This window comes from Kribbella aluminosa, from assembly GCF_017876295.1.
Taxonomy (GTDB): Bacteria; Actinomycetota; Actinomycetes; order Propionibacteriales; family Kribbellaceae; genus Kribbella; species Kribbella aluminosa.
The window spans coordinates 956,809-972,095 of the sequence record NZ_JAGINT010000002.1 but is presented as its reverse complement, the minus strand read 5'-3'; the positions used below and the strand labels follow the sequence as shown (position 1 = coordinate 972,095).

The following is a 15,287-nucleotide window of genomic DNA, read 5'->3' as shown; positions in this document are numbered from 1 at the left end:
CGTTCTCCTTCACCGGGCCCGGCCGATCTGCCGACCCTGATCGATGGCGTTCCGGAGAGTCTCGAGGCCGCGGGCCGACTGGCTGCGCACCGTACCTTCCGAGCACCCGAGGATCGCGGCGGTCTGCTCGACCGACAGATCCTCGTAGTACCGGAGCACGACGCAGGCGCGCTGCCGGGGCGCGAGCGTGCCGAGCGCGGTCAGCAGCTCGTCACGCGTGGCCTGATCGACGGCGAGGTCGGCGTGGTCGCCCGGCCGGACCCGGTCGGTCGACAGGTCAGCGGTCGGCACTTCCCGGCGCCAGGAGCGCCGGCCGCTGTCCAGGGCCGTGTTGACGACGATCCGCCGGGCGTACGCCAGCGGATTGCCCTGCCGGTCCACCTTCGTCCACGACCGGTAGAGCTTGACCAGCGATTCCTGTACGACGTCGTCGGCCCGGTGCCAGTCCCCGCACACCAGGAACGCGGTACGGCGTAACGCGCCGCCCGCCGCTGCAACGAACTCGACGTACTCCTGGTCCCGGTCCACCCTCGTCCTCCTGCTCTCCGCTTGTCCCCCTCGATACGAGCCGGGGAGGCCGCGGCGTTGCATCGGGCGGGTCAGCGGAGGTCGGCGAGGTGTCCGCCCGGGTCGCCGAGGTGCACGGCCGTTGCCTTGGGCGTGTAGCCGAGGCGGCGGTACACGCGGTCCGCGCCGTCGTCCCCCGGAGTCAGCCAGGCCAAGGTCGCGCCGCCGAGCTCGAAGGCCTTCACGGTCGCGTACGTCGTGGCGATGCCGCCGTACCCGCGCCGCCGCCGGCCGTGGATCGTGCCGACGCCGGCGACCTCGGACACCCCGTCCGCGACCGCGGTCCAGGCAGCAGTCGCCACTGGTACGTCGTCGTCGTACACCAGCACTGCGCCGCCGTCGACCGGATCGGGCTTGAAGGCGAACCCGGAGTCGGGCATCTCGTACGCCTCGGAGGAGACCGCGTCCGCGATCTTCTGGTCGGCCTCGGAGGCGACGACCTGCACAGTCACGCCGTTCGGTAGCTCGGGCAGGACGAGGTCGGCGGGCTCGACGACGAGGAGCGGCAGGCGGGACACGATCGTCATGCCGTTCGCCTCGAGGGCTTCGGCCAGGCCGGGGCTCGCCTCGTCGACCAGCTCCGCGCTCAGCCAGCGGTCCTCGGCGGCGAAGGCCTGGCGGATGGTCTCCAGCGCCCACGGGAGGTCGTCCGCACCGAACGGCTGCCCGGGCTCGGCGGCGACCATCGTCGAGAGGTACCAGTCGTCCCGGTCGTGCAGCATCCCGGCCAGCGGACCCGCGACGATCTGCCGCCGCGACCGCCCCAGCCCATCCACCTGCGCCCGCGCGATCCGCGCCCCGATCTCCATTCCGCGGACCCTACGCGACCCCCGCAGCCAAGTCAGCCGAGTTCCAGCCGGCTGAGTTGCAGAAGGTCGAGGAGGCGATTCAGGTCTGCGGGGGTGGGTGGGTGACCGAGGAGGGACTGGAGGGCGTCGAGCGTGGTGATCAGGTCGCGGCGGACCGTGGCGCGCGAGCGGCCGTTGGACAGCGCGGCGAGGATCTTGTCGGCTCGGACGGAAGCTGCCAGGAGTTCGGCGGCGGCGGACGGGGGTGGCGCCGGCGCCTCGTCGTCGATGCGTACGTCGAGGCGGGCGCCGAGGGCCGTGGCGAGGCGGTCCAGGGCAGCGAGGGTCGGGTTGCCGCGGCCGTTCTCGAGGTTCGCGATGTACGGCACCGACAGCCCCGCGTCGACCGCCACCGACGCGATGGTCCGGCCGGCTGCCTTCCGACGATCCCGCAGTACGTCGCCAAGCTCCATGCGCCCTATTCTCACAAAACAGTCTTGCCGATGTCTATCTCGTCAAGATAGATTCTCGAGCCGTGAGGAACCGAGACTTCCGACGGCTCTGGCTCAGCGGAGCGGTGTCCGGCATCGGATCGTGGCTGCTGGTGGTCGCGATCCCGGTGTACGTCTTCACGCTCACCGGCTCCGCGGCCGCCACCGGCCTGACCCTTGCTCTGGAGGCGCTGCCCGCGCTGATCCTCGGCCCCTGGGCCGGCGTACTCCTGGACCGCTGGGACCTCGCCCGCGCGATGTGGATCGCCGATCTCGTGAGCGCGGCCACCGTCGCGCTGATCCTGTTCGCCGACCGCGACCACATCTGGCTCATCTACCTGGCGATCCTGCTCGAGAACACCGCGACCACCGTCTTCCGCCCGGCCGCCCGCGCGCTGCTACCGGCGGTCGTCGGCACCGGCGACGAACTGGCCGCGGCCAACACCCTGAACGCCGTCACCGGCAGCGTGCTCCGCCTGGCCGCACCACCGCTCGGCGCCCTGCTCCTCGCCGGCCCCGGCATCGAGTTCGTACTGGCCGTCGACATCGTGAGCTACCTCGTCTCGGCAGCCGTGATCGCCACGGTCCGCACTCGTCGCCACGCGACCACCGCCGAACCGCCGCGCCCCCTCGAAGGACTCCGCGCCGCCGTCGAACACCGCGCTCTGCGCGGCATCCTGATCGGCCAGACCGTCTTCCTCACCGCGAACGCCGGCCTCACCGCCCTCCTGGTCCCGTTCACCGTCGACCACCTGAATGCCCCCGGGTACGTCGTCGGCTACCTGATCTCCGGCCTCGGCGCCGGGTACCTCGTCGGCGCAGCCCTCAGCACCCGCGCCACCCGGCTCCTGGGCACGCGCGAACTCCTGACGATCACCCAGCTCGCCAGCGCCGCGGCGTACTTCGCGCTCTTCAACGCCCCGAACGTCCCGATCGCCGTCGCGGCGGTGGTACTGATCGGCTTCCCTGGCAGCATCCTGCTGATCACGGCCGGCACCACCATCCAGCGCGCGGCCCCGCCAGAGGTCCTGGCGAGCGTCGGCGCGATCTTTTTCGCTGCGGACTCACTGGCGCTACTCCTCGGCGGCCCTGGTCGCCCCGGCGATCACCCTCGCCATCGGCCTGCGGCTGACGCTCAACCTGCTGGCGGTGCTGGCGGTCTGCGCCGCGGGCGTCACGCTGGTCGTCGTACCGCGACATCCCGCCCATTTGCTGCCGGTCCGTAAGCAGGCGCGCGCAAAGGGTTAGCAGGACGCCATAGATTTCGCCCCTCGTCGAATAGCCTGAGCGTCTCCCAATCGTTATTGGCAAATAGCTGCAAACATTCTTGACAGCGTTTCTCGAGGGGTTCGTGACGCTCCGGAGACGGCGTTGACCTGCACGTTCGAAGGATTCCCTACTCTGCGTCAAGGCTCTGTAAAGGTCCCTACCGAAGTGTTCCGAAGGGCCCGCAGGTTTGGTGTTCTTTATCTCAACGCCGGACAAAGCCGTCCGGGGTGAGACCCAGACTGCCGAAGGAAGCGCGATGACCGAGACGCTCGAAGCCCCCGCAACGCACCGTCGGGTGCGGGTCTGGTTCGGCGCGCACCCGATCGCGGACCACACCGCCGACGCGGAGCAGGCAGTTCAGTACGAGGAAGCCATGCGGCGCCGCTTCGCCTCCCTCCGGGTGACGAGCGAGCCCGCGGCGGTGGACGCCGAGCGATGACCACCCGGCCGACGCTGCTCGGGTACGTACGGGCCGACGCGCTGAGCTGCGCGGAGGAGCTGGCCGCGGCGACGGATTCACTCGCCGCGTTCGCCAGCGCTGAGGGGTTCACCCTCGGTACCGTCTACACCGAGCGCGACGCGGCCGAGTCCGCAGCCTTCCACGCGCTGCTCGACGAGGTGAAGCGCTCGGATGTCCGCGCGGTCGTCGTACCGACGATGAACCACCTCGGCCTCGGGAACCCCGGCGACAGCCCGGCAGCACTGCGGCAGCACCTCGAATTCCACCAGGCGCATGTCTGGGCGGCGGATCCGAGATAACTCCACACAGGCAAGCGGAGCTGACGTCTTGACCCCTGCATCGGCGTCGGTTCCGCTCTCCACCTCCACAGCTGCACCGGGGAAGCCCGGGCGGTAGTGGACCACCAAGGCCCCACCGGCTGCTACCGGTGGGGCCTTGTCGTTACTGAAGGGAAGGAAAGAAAAAGACAGATGAGCGAGGGGCTACCGGTGGGACCTTGTCGCTGGTCGAGGGGGAAAGAAGGAGGTGGGGTGAGCGGGGGCAACCGGTGGGACCTCGTCGCTGGTCGAGGGAAGGAAGAAGAAGAGAGGGATGGGCGGGGGGTCTTGTCGTTGGTCAGGCGGTGATTTTGTAGCCGTAGCGTTTCATCTCGCCGGCTACCGCGGAGTTGAAGATGCCGGTGACCTCCAGCTTGAAGTGCAGCTGCACCTTCCGGATCACCCGCTGGAAGTGCAGGTGCCACGGCACGCCGGCCGCCGGTACCGTCTCCGCCTTGGTGATCGCACCGACCCGCGGATGCGCCGCCCAGGCGACCACCCGGGCCCGGTCCGCGCCCCACACACCGGCCATCGCGTCGTGCGTCCGCGCGTACGCCATCGCGGCCAGCGAGATCGTCGAGTCCGGCACCGGCTCCTTCGGAGGGTGCGCCTTCAGGTACAGCTCCCAGGTCATCCCGTAGTACCCGGGCGGCCCGTCGTCCTTGCCGCGGTTCGCCAGCCCGTCGAGCTTGCGGTGGTACTCCGCGACCTGCACCGCCGCACCCCGGGACAGGTCCTTGTCACCGACCGCGATCCCGTGCACGTGGTACGGCCAGTTGCCCTGCGACGGCGTCCGCAGCCAGGCGGCGAACCCGACCTCGCGGAGCGCCTTCACCACGCCCACCCGCTGCGCGGCGCTCTTCGTCCGTACGTCGATGTCGACCGCGCCGCCGCCGTCGTGGGTGCCGGCGGAGGCCTCGACGCCGCCGGCGTTGTACGAGCCCTGCAAGATCGCGAACTTCGAGTGGTACAGCCGCTCGGCGGCCTCGACCATCGCCACCGTGCGCCTGTTCATGGTGAACCCGCGCCAGCTGATCCTTGCCTCAGGCATCTTTTTTTCCGGATCCGAGCAGAACGTCGGCGTCGTCGGCCGCGCCGCGCGCCTCCAGTTCGTCCAGCTGGTCTTCGGTCAGCTCGTCGTCGAACACTTCCGGCATGGCGAATCCTCCCCCGCGCACCGACCCCCGGTGCGGCGAAATCGGCGTACAGCGTAGGCCGTTGCCGGGTCAAGGACCCTCGAAGGTTTGAGGAATGTGAAGTTTTCCGACGAGTTCGCGTGCCAGGGTGTGTGCCCGGGGCGGATCTGGGGTACCTGTAGGTGGTCCCGCGGTTCGGTCATTGCCATTCGGGCATGGGTGGTCTTCACCGAGCCGCGAGTTCTCCCACTGAGGGGCGGGAGAACGACCGGCCCGGCGGGTGTGTCACTCCCAGGATGCACCCGCCGAGACCGGTAAGTCTCAGAGCGCGGACGCGACGAACAGGTACCTGTTCAGGCTGAAGAAGTAGCTGTCGCCGAGGCCGCGCAGGTCGTCCGCCCAGGCCGTGGTCTCGGCGGCCGTCACGTCGCCGTGCCCGGGCACGAAGTCCGACACGATGTCGATCAGCCCACCACTGAACGTGCGCTGCTCGTACCCGGTGTTCAGGATCGGCACCACCTGCTGATGCGTCGGCGTGAATCCGGTCTTCACCAGTACGTCGGCCAGCGTCCGCGGCAGATGCGGATCCGCCAGGTGGTCCTCGAAGGCGGTCAGTACCCGCGCCATCCGCACATCGTCGGTCGACCGCCACACCATCGAACCCCAGTCGGTGTCCAGCAGTACGACGCGACCCGCCGGCCGCAGCACCCGCCGTACCTCGCGCAGCGCGCCCGCCACGTCCTCGACGTACTCGAAGACCTGCGTGGACACCACCACGTCGAAGCTCTCCGCCGGGTACGGGATCCGGTCCACCGACGCCTGCTCGAGCTCGATTCCGGGCCCGCCCGGTACGTCGGCGCGGGTGCGCGCGATCGCCAGCATGCTGTCGCTGATGTCGATCCCGCAGATCCGCCCGTCCGGCCCGACCTCTCCGGCCATCTCCGCGGCCAGCAGCCCCGGCCCCACGCCGATGTCCAGCACCCGGTCACCCGGCCGCAACGCCAGCGCCGCCCGCACCGCCAGCCGCTGCTCGACCACGTCCGGCGTCGTGTACACCGCCTCGATCCGCCGCGACACCTGCGCGTCGAACTGCAACCCGTCCACGTCAACCATCTCCACATCATGATCCCCGAGCCCCCGGTCGGGGAGGCCAGATCGAAATCGGATGAAATGCCCCGGGTTGCCCCATTAGGTTGACGCGATGATTACCTTGCCGGAGTCGTTTCTGCGGATGCCGCGGTGGTGGACGGAGGGCGCCGACTGGCTCCAGGGTCTGCCGGAGGCGGTCGACCAGCAGTGTGCGCGGTGGGAGCTGACGATCGTGGGAGCGGTTTCACACGGGTCGAACGCCGTCGTGGTGCCGGTCAGCCGCGGCGCTGACGAGTTCGTACTGCGGATGTCGCCGCCCGGCGCGGAGGTCGCGGAACAGGTCTGGGCGCTCAACTGGTGGGCAGGTCGGGGCATGGCCCAACTCCACGACGCCGACGTACAGGCGGGCGCGATGCTGCTCGAGCGGTTGTCCACGCCGTTGACAAGCCGCCCGATCGACGAGGGCCGTGGCCGTACTCGGGCAGCTGATGCGCCGGCTCGCCGTACCCGCGCCGGACGACGCACGCTCGACCGCGGACATCGTGACGACGCGATCGGCCGAACTGGAGCCGCAGTGGGAGCAACTCGGCCGCCCGTTCGACGCCGCGATCCTGCGCGAGGCACTCGACGTCGCGCCGACCGAGACCACCTCGACGCTCGCGGTGAACGGCGACCTCCACTCCGGACAGGTACTCGCGGGCCAACGGGAGGCATGGCTGACTGTCGATCCGGTGCTGTTCCGCGGCGACATCGAGTACGACCTCGGCCGGGTCCTGTGGTGGGACCTCGACAAGATGGACGACATCGTCCGGTACTTCGACCTCGCGGTCCGGGAGGCGGACCTCGATCGGGATCGGGCGCGCGACTGGGTGCTCTGGCGGACCGTCGACTACTGGCTGTACGGACTGGGCGCCGGTCTGACCGAGGACCCAGTGCGCTGCGCTCGGCTGATTACTGCGCTTTCCAGATGAACCGGCTGCGCATCATCCGCGGTACGTCGGCGGCGTTCGGCGCGATCGAGTGCAGGATCCACGGATGCGTCAGGTACACATCACCCGCCTGACCCGTGAGCTCGACGACCCGCACCGGGATTCCGTCCAGGTCGACCGGCTCCATCGGGTCGGCCGTCCGCTGCTCCGACGTCAGGTTGCGGAACCACGGATCGGACCGCAGCAACTGATCACGGACCGCCTTGAAGTCCCGCTCGTCCGTCGTGGTCAGGAATTGCTCGAACACCCGGTGCGAGCCCGCGACCTGCGGCGTCCCACCGCCTCCCGGACCGACCGAGTCGTAGAACGCCCAGATCTTCACCGCGTTCAGCGGCTGGTCGAAGCCCGCGTCGGTGTGCCACTGCCGGTGCGGCACCGCCCACGGCACGCCCTCCGGCATCGTGACCAGCACCTGCCCCTGGTGCTTCGGCTCCAGCCAGTCGCCGAGCAGACCGTCGAGCGCCGACCGCACCCGCGGCCCGAGGATCGCGTGCGCGCGGCGGTCGAACTTGGTGGTCTTCAGACCGGTCGGCCGCAACACCGTCCACGTCGTACGGTCGTCGCGGTCCATCCCGTGCCGCTCGGAAAGCTCGCGCCACAGCACGTCCCGCATCCCGGCGGCCTCGTCGGCAGAGAACGCGGACGGGATCTTCACGATCCCGTCCCGCTCGAAGATTTCCAGCTCCTCGGTGGTGAGCATGCGGTCCATCGTGCGCGCACACCGCGAGGCCTGCCACCGAATTAGCAGCTCCGCGTCGGGACCTTGCCGGTCAGCAAGTAGTCGGTGATGCGGTCGCGAGGGCCGGCCATTCGACCAGTCCAGCGGCACGGCCCCCACTATCGATGCCGCTGTCAACGATTTCCACACGTCCGTCAACCTAGGCGGCGGAACGGCCGGCTCACATCAGCCGATCGGCCATTCCCGGATCAGCCCCTGGCCTCAGTGCGCGGGCGCGAAATCGTGGAACCCGATCAGCTTCTGGATCTTCCCGTCGGCGTCCAGGACGACGATGTCGGTCCCGCCCGCCACCGGCTCCTGGCCGTCGGCCTGCAGGTGCCAGGTCCAGCGCAGGTAGTTGTGGTGCTCGTCGATGTCGCCGATCCGGACGAAGCTGAGACCCGGGAACAGCTGCTGCGCGGCGCCGACCAGCTTGTTCAGCTCGTCCTGGCCGGTGGTCTCGAAGCTCGGGTCCTGGAAGGTCGCGTCCGCGGTCCAGGTGGCTGCGATCAGCTCGGCCCGGCGGTCCGCGTCGGCGGCGTTCCACATCGTGAAGTACTGGTCGGCGAGAGCCTTGGCGTTCATGGTGTTCCTCCTTGATCGGTTCTGCTGACCAGAACCTTGCCGCCCCACCCGGCGTACCGTCGATGACGTCACAGGTAATGGAACTGTCTACGCAACCAGTTACGGTCGGAGCTATGGCAGCGACGATCGAGGAGACTTTCCAGCGTCCGGTGGGTGAGCTCCTGCGCGGCTGGCGGGAGCGCCGGCGGCTCAGTCAGCTCGAGCTGGCGAACCGCGTCGACGTGTCCACGCGGCATGTGAGCTTCGTCGAGACCGGGCGGTCGAGGCCGAGTCGCGACATGGTCCTGCGACTGGCCGAGCACCTCGACGTACCGCTGCGGGACCGCAACCAGTTGCTGCTGGCCGGCGGGTTCGCGCCGATCTACAGCGAGGCGTCGCTGCACTCGCCGGCGATGCTCGCGATCCGTACGACGCTGCGCCGGCTGCTGCAGGCCCACGAGCCGTACCCCGCGCTCGTCGTCGACCGCTGGTGGAACATCGTCGAGGCGAACGCCGGGATCGCGATCTTCACCGCGGACGTCGGCGAGAAGTTGCTGCAGGCACCGATCAACGCACTCCGGCTGACCCTGCACCCGGACGGCCTGGCCCGGCGGATCGGCAACATCGCCGACGTCCGCGCCGCCGTGCTCGCGAGCCTGCAACGCCAGGTCGCCAGTACGGCGGATCCCGAGCTCCAGGACCTGTACGACGAGCTCCGCGGGTACGCCGTGCACGACCACCCGGCCGCGCCAGGCCCGACCGATGTCGTCGTACCGTTCAGACTCACCCACGACGGACGGGAGCTGTCCTTGCTGACCACGATCGCAACCTTCGGTACGCCGGTGGACGTGACAGTGTCGGAGTTGATGATCGAGTCGTTCTACCCCGCCGACGACGCGACCGCCGAGTACCTGCGGGGGCTGTCGTGAAGCCCGCCCGGGAGGTCGCGGACACGATCGAGCTGCACCTGCAGTACCTCGATCGGTACCGCGGGATCGTCGAGACCAAGCTGACCGGGCTGAGCGACGCCGACCTGCGCAGCAGCCGGCTGCCGTCGGGGTGGACGCCGCTGGAACTGCTGAAGCACCTGGTCTTCATGGAGCGTCGCTGGTTGCGCTGGGGATTCACCGCCGAGCAGGTCGAGCATCCGTGGGGCGACTCGGCAGACGACCCGGACGGCCGCTGGACGCTTGAGCCGGGTGACACGCTCGACGGTCTGCTGACGCAACTGCACGCGGGTGGCGAGTTCACCCGCCAGGTGGTGAGCGGGGCGGACCCAGCGGCGAGCGCGCCGGCCGGGGGCCGTTTCGGGACCGACGACCGGCCGACGCTGAACTGGATCCTGTTTCACGTGCTCCAGGAATACGCCCGGCACGCGGGCCACCTGGACGTGGCCCGCGAACTCGTGGACGGTGCCACCGGCGAGTAGACCTGCAGGGTTGATCTACTCGCCGGTGGCGGGAAGCCCTAGCGGCCGGGGGAGGGGTGGCCGGTAGGGAATGACGTCGGGACGCCCGGGGTCGGGAAGCTGGGCTTTCCGGTCGGGGCCGGGATGGTCGGCTGACCGGGGAGCGCCGGCTTCCCGGGAAGCGTCGGCTTCGCGGTCGGGATCGACGGCTTGCCCGGGTCGACGGTCACCTCGACGCCCGCCGAGACCGATGCGGACGGCTTCGGCAACGACGGCTTGTCGGTGGGCTTGCCCGGCACGGTCGGCAACGACGGCTTCGGAGCGGTCGGCTTATCGGTCGGTACGCCGTGCACGCAGTCCGGGAGCTTGACCGACGGAACCGCGGTCGGCTTGGCGGTCGGGAGCGTGGGCTTGGCCGGCAGCGACGGCTTCGCGGGCAGGCTCGGCTTGCTCGGCAGGCTTGGCTTGGTCGGAGTGCCCGGCAGGGTTGGCTTGGTCGACGGGAGGTTCGGCAGCGTCGGCTTCGTCGAGGGCAGCGTGGGCTTGGTCGACGGGAGCGTCGGCTTGGACGGGAGCGTCGGCTTGCCTGGGAGAGTCGGCGTACCCGGAAGGGTCGGCTTGCCCGGCTTGGACGGCAGCGACGGCTTGGTCGTCGGCAGAGTGGGCTTGCCGGTCGGAAGGCTCGGCCTCGCCGTCGGCAGGGTCGGCTTGCCGGTCGGCAGCGTGGGCTTGCCGGTCGGCAGCGTGGGCTTGGCCGGCACCGACGGCGGGGTGTTCGGGTCGATGGTCTTGTTCACCGACACCGTCACCTTCGGCAGCTGCGGCTTGGCCGGCTGCTGCGGGAGGCAGGTCGGGTCGACCGTCGGCACCTTCGGGGTGTCGGTCGGGGCCACCGCCGACACCGGCGGCTTACCGCCACCCGCCAGCAGGTTCCTCACCGGCGCCGCTCCGCCCACCGCTGCGGACACCGTCGCAACGGTTCCGGCGAGGGCGGTGACACCCGCCGCGGCGAGGCCACGGCGCAGCCAGGTCAGCCGCTTGCCGCGCCGCATCAGGTCGGCGGCGTTCGGCTGCCAGTGCTCCATCTCGTACGTGAGAGCGTCGCGTACTCGCTGCTCGTCACTCATCAGTTTCCTCCAACTCGGCTGTCGATCAGGTCGGGTGCCAGACGCAACTTGGCCAGCCCGCGGGAAGCCGTGCTCTTCACGGTCCCGGGCGCCATACCGAGCAGCTCGGCGGTCTCGGCCTCGGAGAGATCCTGCGAGTAGCGCAGCGCGACCACGGCTCTTTCCCGGACGGTCAGACCACTCAGGGCCGAGAGCACGGCCTCCCTGGTCTGTACCTCCCCGGCGAAGTCCGCCACCGCTCGCTGATCCCAATCGTTGAGCACCGGATCACTGGGTACTTCGTTGTTCCAGCGCCGGCGGGCCTGGCTGAGGAAGCGGTTCACCAGCACCCGGCGGACGTACCGCAACGGGTCGCCCTCCAGCCGGTGCCATTTCGGGTAGGACCGCATCAACGCTTGCTGCACCAGGTCCTCGGCAGTGTGCCGATCGCCGCACAGCATCTCCGCGAAACGGAGCAGGGGGGTCGACTGCGCCTGCACGAAGCGCTCGAAGTCGGCGTCCGCGGTCCGGTTCATCGATTCTCCTCAGCCTCTGTCACACCGGTCCAAACCCGGTGGGCGACCGATCGGGTTCTGTTTCGTCACCAACTCCTTCGAAGAAACTTATTGACGGGCTAGCCACGAGAGACGTCGATGAGTCACATTGGGGTGAGTACACACCTTCACCGCCCCGGAGGTTCCGCCCATGCGTATCACCCGTAGAAGCACGTCCGCAGCCTGTCTCGCGGCGGCCGCGGCCATCCTTGCCGCGACCTTTACGCTGGCGCCGCCCAGCGCCGCGGCCCCGACCCACCCGGTCGCTGTCTCCGCCCAGCCGGTCGCAGGTTCGAGCAACGTGAAGCTCGAAGGCAACCGGATCGTCCTCGGCGACGCGCCGGCCGCGATCGGCGCGACCGAGATCAAGCAGCGCTCCGGCCTGGCCGAGCTGACCCCGGTCCGATTCGGCTCGCCGACGTCCGCCGTGGTCGTCGGGTACACGAGCGGCGCGCCCGCCGGTTCGTCGGCCGAGGTCGACGTACGCGCGTGGTTGAACGACCGGTGGTCCGAGTGGACCGCGGTCAAGTCCGGTACGCCGACCGCATTGCCCGGGGCAAGCGACCAGGTGCAGATCCGGATCATCGTTCTCGCACCGCCGACCGGCGGGAAGCCGTGGGTCGGCGACGTGACCGTCCAGCCGACCGACAAGGCGGTGGCGCCGCGGATGACGATCCAGGCTGCTCCGCTGAAGTTGCACGTGTTCGCCACTCGCGAGGGTCTCGTCGGCGGTACGACGGCCAACGGCCACGTGATCGCGAGCCGAGACCACTTCGTGGCGCTGCCGTCGCGGCGTGGGCTGTCCGGCAACGGATCCGGTACGTACAGCGTCAAAGGTCTGCACCGCGACGCGTTGCGCGTTCGAGCCGGTGTGGGACGTCGGGCCGTGGAACACCACGGACGACTACTGGAACCCGAGCGCGACTCGTGAGATGTGGAAAGACCTCGCGCAGGGCAAGCCGGAGGCGCAGGCGGCGTACCAGAACGGGTACAACGGCGGGAAGGACCAGTTCGGCCGTACGGTCGCGAACCCGGCGGGGATCGACCTTGCCGACGGCGTCTTCTGGGACGCACTGCAGCTGGCCGACAACGGGTGGGTCGACGTCACGTACCTGTGGACCGGCGACGGCGGCCGCGGCACGGTGTCGATCTCGTCCGGCTACCTGAACGTCCGGAACGCGCCGAATTCCTCGGGCGCGGTCGTCGGCATGGCCGGCAAGTCGGCCCAGGTCACCGTCGAATGCCAGACCACCGGCGAAAACGTCACCGGCTCACAAGGCACAAGCAACGTCTGGCTCCGCGTAAACCCAGGCATGTACGTCGCCAAGGCCTGGATCAACGCCACCACCTCCCCCACCTGCTAAACCCCCACCACCCCCACCACCCGCCTCACCCACGGCACCCGCCGACCCACCATCCTCGGCACCCGCCCAACCGCACCGCCCCTCGGCTCCTACCGAACCGCCACCACTCCCGACACCCGCCCAACCGCACCACCTTCGGCACCTGCCGAAACCTGCCCTCGGCACCCTGGCGACCCGCCGCCGCTCCAGCTCCTCAGCCTGACGCCGGGGCCAGCGCCGCATCGGGGCGCCCGAGCGGCGGACCGCCAGCCCATCACAATCACCCACCAACCGACCGGTCCCCGCGTAACCACCCACCTCGCCGCCAATTGTGATGGCCTGGCGGTCCGCCCCCACTGACCAACCTCAGCCAACACGCCGGCCGCCCGCCCACCGATCCTTCAGCGGACGTACGGCCGCCTACTTGGTGAGTGGTGGCGGTCCGGGCACCCGGTGAACTGCCACCACTCACCAATCCCCGACAACAGCACGGCCGCACGCTCGCTGGTCTCCAGCGGGCGTACGGCCGTTTGCTTGGTGAGTGGTGGGGGTCCGGCTACTTACCGCGCGGCGAAACCGTTGGCGGATAGGTCGGCTCGGGGGTGCGGGTCGGGGGCTCGGTGGGAGTTGGCCGCGGGGCGCGGGTCGGGGCGACGGTCGGGGGCTGCGTCGGGGTCGGACGCGGGCCGGAGGTCCGGGTCGGGGATACCGTCGGCGGTTGGGTCGGGGTCGGGCGCGGGCCGGGCGTGCGGGTCGGCGGGGCCGACGGCGAGGCGGTCGGCGTCGCGGAGGATTCGCAGGTCGGCGCTGCCGTCGGTGACGCGGTCGGCGCTGCCGTCGGTGATGCGGTCTGCCGCAGGCTCGGCACTGCGGTCGGGGAGACCGTTGCTGTGGGCACCGTTCCGCGGGTGGGGCGTACGCGCGGCGGTTGCGTCGGAGTCGCGCCCAGGTGGCGCGGGCTCGCGGTGGGAGGCTGCGTCGCAGTGGGCACCGGGCGGCGGGTCGGGCTCACCGTCGGAGGAACAGTGGGGGCCACCGCTCGACGGGTCGGGCTCGGCGTCGGGGAGACGCTGGGGGTTGCTCGGCGGGTTGGCGCGGCGGTCGGTGGTGGGGTGGCGGCGCGGGTGCGGGCTGGGGTTGCCGCCGTGGGTGTCGGCGCCGCTCGGCGGGCTGGGGTTGCCGTGGGTGTCGGCGCCGCTCGGCGGGTTGGGGTTGCTGCGGTGGGGGTTGGCTCGTCGGTGGGTGAGGTGGTTGCCGAGGGAACTGCTCGGGTTGACCAGCAGGTGGGGGTGGGGACGGGGCGGGCGGATGGGGAGCGGGTGGCCTCGGTCGGGCTGGCGGTTGGTTGGGCTGGGGTGGCTGCGGGACCGCCCTGGACCACCGCGTCGGCGTTGGAGTTGTAGCTGCGCGCCATCGCCGTACCTGCGACTGCGACGCCGACCACCGCCGCGGCGGCGAGTCCGCCGAGCAGGATTCGGGTCGTTCGCCGCTTCCGGCCTGCCTCGTTCATTGTTGCCCTCCGCACCTATGTGATGTTCGGTCGGGCTGAAGGACGCAGTCGGTGGGGGAAATGGTTCTGGTGCAGACCCTGCGGGGTCTAGTTCGGCGTACGGGTCGGCGGGACTGTCGGCGTGGCACGGCGTACTGGAGTGCGGCCGGTCGGCGCCGGCGGCGTGTTCATGCTCGGCATGGTGGTCGCCACCCTCGTCGGCGTTTCAGTCGTCCTCCCGGTTGGAGTCACCGCCCCGGTCGGTGGTCCCGTCGGCGCCCCGGTCGGTGTTGGAGTCGGGAGGCGCGTCGGCGAGGAGTCGGTCCGGGTCGCGGTAGGTGCGCCGGTCGGGCGGATCGACGGTGGTGCTGTCGGCTGTACGGTCGGCGTCGGCGCAGGCGTGGCCGGCGGACGCGTGGGGGTCGGTGTCGGGGTGGTCGGTGTCGGGGTGGTCGGTGTCGGGGTGGTCGGTCGCGCGGGCGCAGTCGACGGCGGGTTCGCGGGCTGCGGTACGTCGCCACGCAGGAACCCGTGGCCGACCACACCCCCCAGCACGACGACCCCGGCAACAGCAACCGAAGCCGCCGCAGCAGCCGTCGCCCGCCCCCGAACTCTCCGCCGCCGCGCCCCCGCGATCACCTGCGACGGATCGAGCGGCGCGATCGAGTGATCCGGCGCCAACGCATCCCGAAGCTCCTCCTCAACCAGCCTGTCACTCATCCCCACACCCCCACACCACACGCCTCACGCAGCACCCCACGCCCAGAGCCCCGCAACCCATCGCCCACACACAACCCACGCAGCACCCCACGCCGGCACCACCCCACACGACACCGCAACTCGTCGCCATGCACACCCCCCGCGACTCGCGAATCACCCCGGGTCGGCACCGCCCCACATCACCCGGCAACTCGTCGCCCGTGCGCACCCCACACGACCCACGCAGCACCTCGCATCGGCACCGCCCCACATCACCCGGCAACTCGTCGCCCATGCGCA

At 70.2% G+C, this 15,287-nt stretch carries 18 protein-coding genes and 1 pseudogene; 10 read left to right on the top strand and 9 right to left on the bottom strand.

All coding sequences use genetic code 11. From position 1 onward, the window contains the following. Positions 1-9: 9 nt before the first annotated feature. The 3 genes from JOF29_RS26080 to JOF29_RS26070 all read right to left on the bottom strand — a co-directional run bounded on the left by JOF29_RS26080 (position 10) and on the right by JOF29_RS26070 (position 1,828). Positions 10-528: a SigE family RNA polymerase sigma factor gene (locus JOF29_RS26080; protein WP_307863689.1), complete on the bottom strand. Its 519-nt coding sequence runs from the start codon at positions 526-528 to the stop codon at positions 10-12. A gap of 71 nt (positions 529-599) precedes the next feature. Further along, positions 600-1,376, bottom strand: a complete 777-nt coding sequence (locus JOF29_RS26075) for a GNAT family N-acetyltransferase (RefSeq protein WP_209697084.1) — start codon at positions 1,374-1,376, stop codon at positions 600-602. A 32-nt stretch (positions 1,377-1,408) separates the two neighbouring features. Continuing rightward, complete coding sequence (locus tag JOF29_RS26070) at positions 1,409-1,828, bottom strand: helix-turn-helix domain-containing protein (RefSeq protein WP_209697083.1); 420 nt, start codon at positions 1,826-1,828, stop codon at positions 1,409-1,411. 62 nt (positions 1,829-1,890) lie between these two features. Here JOF29_RS26070 and JOF29_RS26065 point away from each other — a divergent pair, with 62 nt between their 5' ends. From JOF29_RS26065 to JOF29_RS26055, 3 genes are all read left to right on the top strand, one after another. After that, a complete protein-coding gene (locus JOF29_RS26065) occupies positions 1,891-3,072 on the top strand; it encodes an MFS transporter (RefSeq protein WP_209697082.1) in 1,182 nt (393 codons plus the stop codon). A gap of 299 nt (positions 3,073-3,371) precedes the next feature. Next, on the top strand, positions 3,372-3,554 hold the full coding sequence (locus tag JOF29_RS26060) for a hypothetical protein (protein ID WP_209697081.1): 183 nt from the start codon (positions 3,372-3,374) through the stop codon (positions 3,552-3,554). After that, entirely contained in the window at positions 3,551-3,874 is a 324-nt protein-coding gene (locus JOF29_RS26055) for a hypothetical protein (RefSeq protein ID WP_209697080.1), read from the top strand. The genes JOF29_RS26060 and JOF29_RS26055 overlap by 4 nt, the downstream gene beginning before the upstream one ends. Positions 3,875-4,190: 316 nt before the next feature. On the opposite strand, the gene JOF29_RS26050 is transcribed toward JOF29_RS26055, so the two are convergent. After that, positions 4,191-4,943: a hypothetical protein gene (locus JOF29_RS26050; RefSeq protein ID WP_209697079.1), complete on the bottom strand. Its 753-nt coding sequence runs from the start codon at positions 4,941-4,943 to the stop codon at positions 4,191-4,193. A 406-nt stretch (positions 4,944-5,349) separates the two neighbouring features. After that, complete coding sequence (locus JOF29_RS26045) at positions 5,350-6,141, bottom strand: methyltransferase domain-containing protein (RefSeq protein WP_245359459.1); 792 nt, start codon at positions 6,139-6,141, stop codon at positions 5,350-5,352. A gap of 88 nt (positions 6,142-6,229) precedes the next feature. Here JOF29_RS26045 and JOF29_RS46075 point away from each other — a divergent pair. After that, a pseudogene (locus JOF29_RS46075) lies at positions 6,230-6,493 on the top strand (aminoglycoside phosphotransferase family protein); the annotation flags it as partial. Positions 6,494-6,584: 91 nt separating this feature from the next. Beyond that, positions 6,585-7,088 carry an aminoglycoside phosphotransferase family protein gene (locus JOF29_RS44735; protein ID WP_209697078.1) on the top strand — a complete coding sequence of 168 codons (504 nt, stop codon included), beginning with the start codon at positions 6,585-6,587 and terminating at the stop codon, positions 7,086-7,088. Here JOF29_RS44735 and JOF29_RS26030 read toward each other — a convergent pair. Both JOF29_RS26030 and JOF29_RS26025 read right to left on the bottom strand, forming a co-directional pair. Beyond that, positions 7,069-7,806, bottom strand: a complete 738-nt coding sequence (locus tag JOF29_RS26030; protein WP_209697077.1) for a phytanoyl-CoA dioxygenase family protein — start codon at positions 7,804-7,806, stop codon at positions 7,069-7,071. The genes JOF29_RS44735 and JOF29_RS26030 overlap by 20 nt on opposite strands. A 240-nt stretch (positions 7,807-8,046) precedes the next feature. After that, positions 8,047-8,409, bottom strand: a complete 363-nt coding sequence (locus tag JOF29_RS26025) for a nuclear transport factor 2 family protein (protein WP_209697076.1) — start codon at positions 8,407-8,409, stop codon at positions 8,047-8,049. Between the two features lie 113 nt (positions 8,410-8,522). On the opposite strand from JOF29_RS26025, the gene JOF29_RS26020 reads away from it, so the two are divergent. Continuing rightward, entirely contained in the window at positions 8,523-9,317 is a 795-nt protein-coding gene (locus tag JOF29_RS26020) for a helix-turn-helix domain-containing protein (protein ID WP_209697075.1), read from the top strand. Beyond that, positions 9,314-9,817 (top strand): DinB family protein, encoded by a 504-nt coding sequence (locus JOF29_RS26015; protein WP_209697074.1) that lies wholly within the window; start codon positions 9,314-9,316, stop codon positions 9,815-9,817. The genes JOF29_RS26020 and JOF29_RS26015 overlap by 4 nt, the downstream gene beginning before the upstream one ends. 38 nt (positions 9,818-9,855) lie before the next feature. Here the strand turns inward: JOF29_RS26015 and JOF29_RS26010 are convergent, their stop codons facing one another. Further along, the gene (locus JOF29_RS26010; RefSeq protein WP_209697073.1) at positions 9,856-10,923 is read right to left on the bottom strand and encodes a hypothetical protein; all 1,068 of its coding nucleotides are present in this window, start codon (positions 10,921-10,923) and stop codon (positions 9,856-9,858) included. Beyond that, entirely contained in the window at positions 10,923-11,438 is a 516-nt protein-coding gene (locus JOF29_RS26005; protein WP_209697072.1) for a SigE family RNA polymerase sigma factor, read from the bottom strand. The genes JOF29_RS26010 and JOF29_RS26005 overlap by 1 nt, the downstream gene beginning before the upstream one ends. Before the next feature lie 169 nt (positions 11,439-11,607). On the opposite strand from JOF29_RS26005, the gene JOF29_RS43565 reads away from it, so the two are divergent. From JOF29_RS43565 to JOF29_RS25995, 3 genes are all read left to right on the top strand, one after another. Continuing rightward, on the top strand, positions 11,608-12,387 hold the full coding sequence (locus tag JOF29_RS43565) for a DUF8814 domain-containing protein (RefSeq protein WP_245359457.1): 780 nt from the start codon (positions 11,608-11,610) through the stop codon (positions 12,385-12,387). Next, a complete protein-coding gene (locus JOF29_RS43560) occupies positions 12,326-12,820 on the top strand; it encodes a DUF8814 domain-containing protein (protein WP_245359455.1) in 495 nt (164 codons plus the stop codon). The genes JOF29_RS43565 and JOF29_RS43560 overlap by 62 nt, the downstream gene beginning before the upstream one ends. Positions 12,821-14,430: 1,610 nt before the next feature. Beyond that, positions 14,431-14,958 (top strand): hypothetical protein, encoded by a 528-nt coding sequence (locus tag JOF29_RS25995; protein ID WP_209697071.1) that lies wholly within the window; start codon positions 14,431-14,433, stop codon positions 14,956-14,958. Positions 14,959-15,287 lie beyond the last annotated feature (329 nt).

Bases quoted from the DNA above. Each gene is read 5' to 3' on its own strand.
- JOF29_RS26055 (WP_209697080.1), top strand. From the start codon at position 3,551: ATGACCACCCGGCCGACGCTGCTCGGGTACGTACGGGCCGACGCGCTG.
- JOF29_RS26005 (WP_209697072.1), bottom strand. From the start codon at position 11,438: ATGAACCGGACCGCGGACGCCGACTTCGAGCGCTTCGTGCAGGCGCAG.
- JOF29_RS26060 (WP_209697081.1), top strand. From the start codon at position 3,372: ATGACCGAGACGCTCGAAGCCCCCGCAACGCACCGTCGGGTGCGGGTC.
- JOF29_RS26070 (WP_209697083.1), bottom strand. From the start codon at position 1,828: ATGGAGCTTGGCGACGTACTGCGGGATCGTCGGAAGGCAGCCGGCCGG.
- JOF29_RS26050 (WP_209697079.1), bottom strand. From the start codon at position 4,943: ATGCCTGAGGCAAGGATCAGCTGGCGCGGGTTCACCATGAACAGGCGC.
- JOF29_RS26045 (WP_245359459.1), bottom strand. From the start codon at position 6,141: ATGGTTGACGTGGACGGGTTGCAGTTCGACGCGCAGGTGTCGCGGCGG.
- JOF29_RS43565 (WP_245359457.1), top strand. From the start codon at position 11,608: ATGCGTATCACCCGTAGAAGCACGTCCGCAGCCTGTCTCGCGGCGGCC.
- JOF29_RS26030 (WP_209697077.1), bottom strand. From the start codon at position 7,806: ATGCTCACCACCGAGGAGCTGGAAATCTTCGAGCGGGACGGGATCGTG.
- JOF29_RS26010 (WP_209697073.1), bottom strand. From the start codon at position 10,923: ATGAGTGACGAGCAGCGAGTACGCGACGCTCTCACGTACGAGATGGAG.
- JOF29_RS26075 (WP_209697084.1), bottom strand. From the start codon at position 1,376: ATGGAGATCGGGGCGCGGATCGCGCGGGCGCAGGTGGATGGGCTGGGG.
- JOF29_RS26025 (WP_209697076.1), bottom strand. From the start codon at position 8,409: ATGAACGCCAAGGCTCTCGCCGACCAGTACTTCACGATGTGGAACGCC.
- JOF29_RS26020 (WP_209697075.1), top strand. From the start codon at position 8,523: ATGGCAGCGACGATCGAGGAGACTTTCCAGCGTCCGGTGGGTGAGCTC.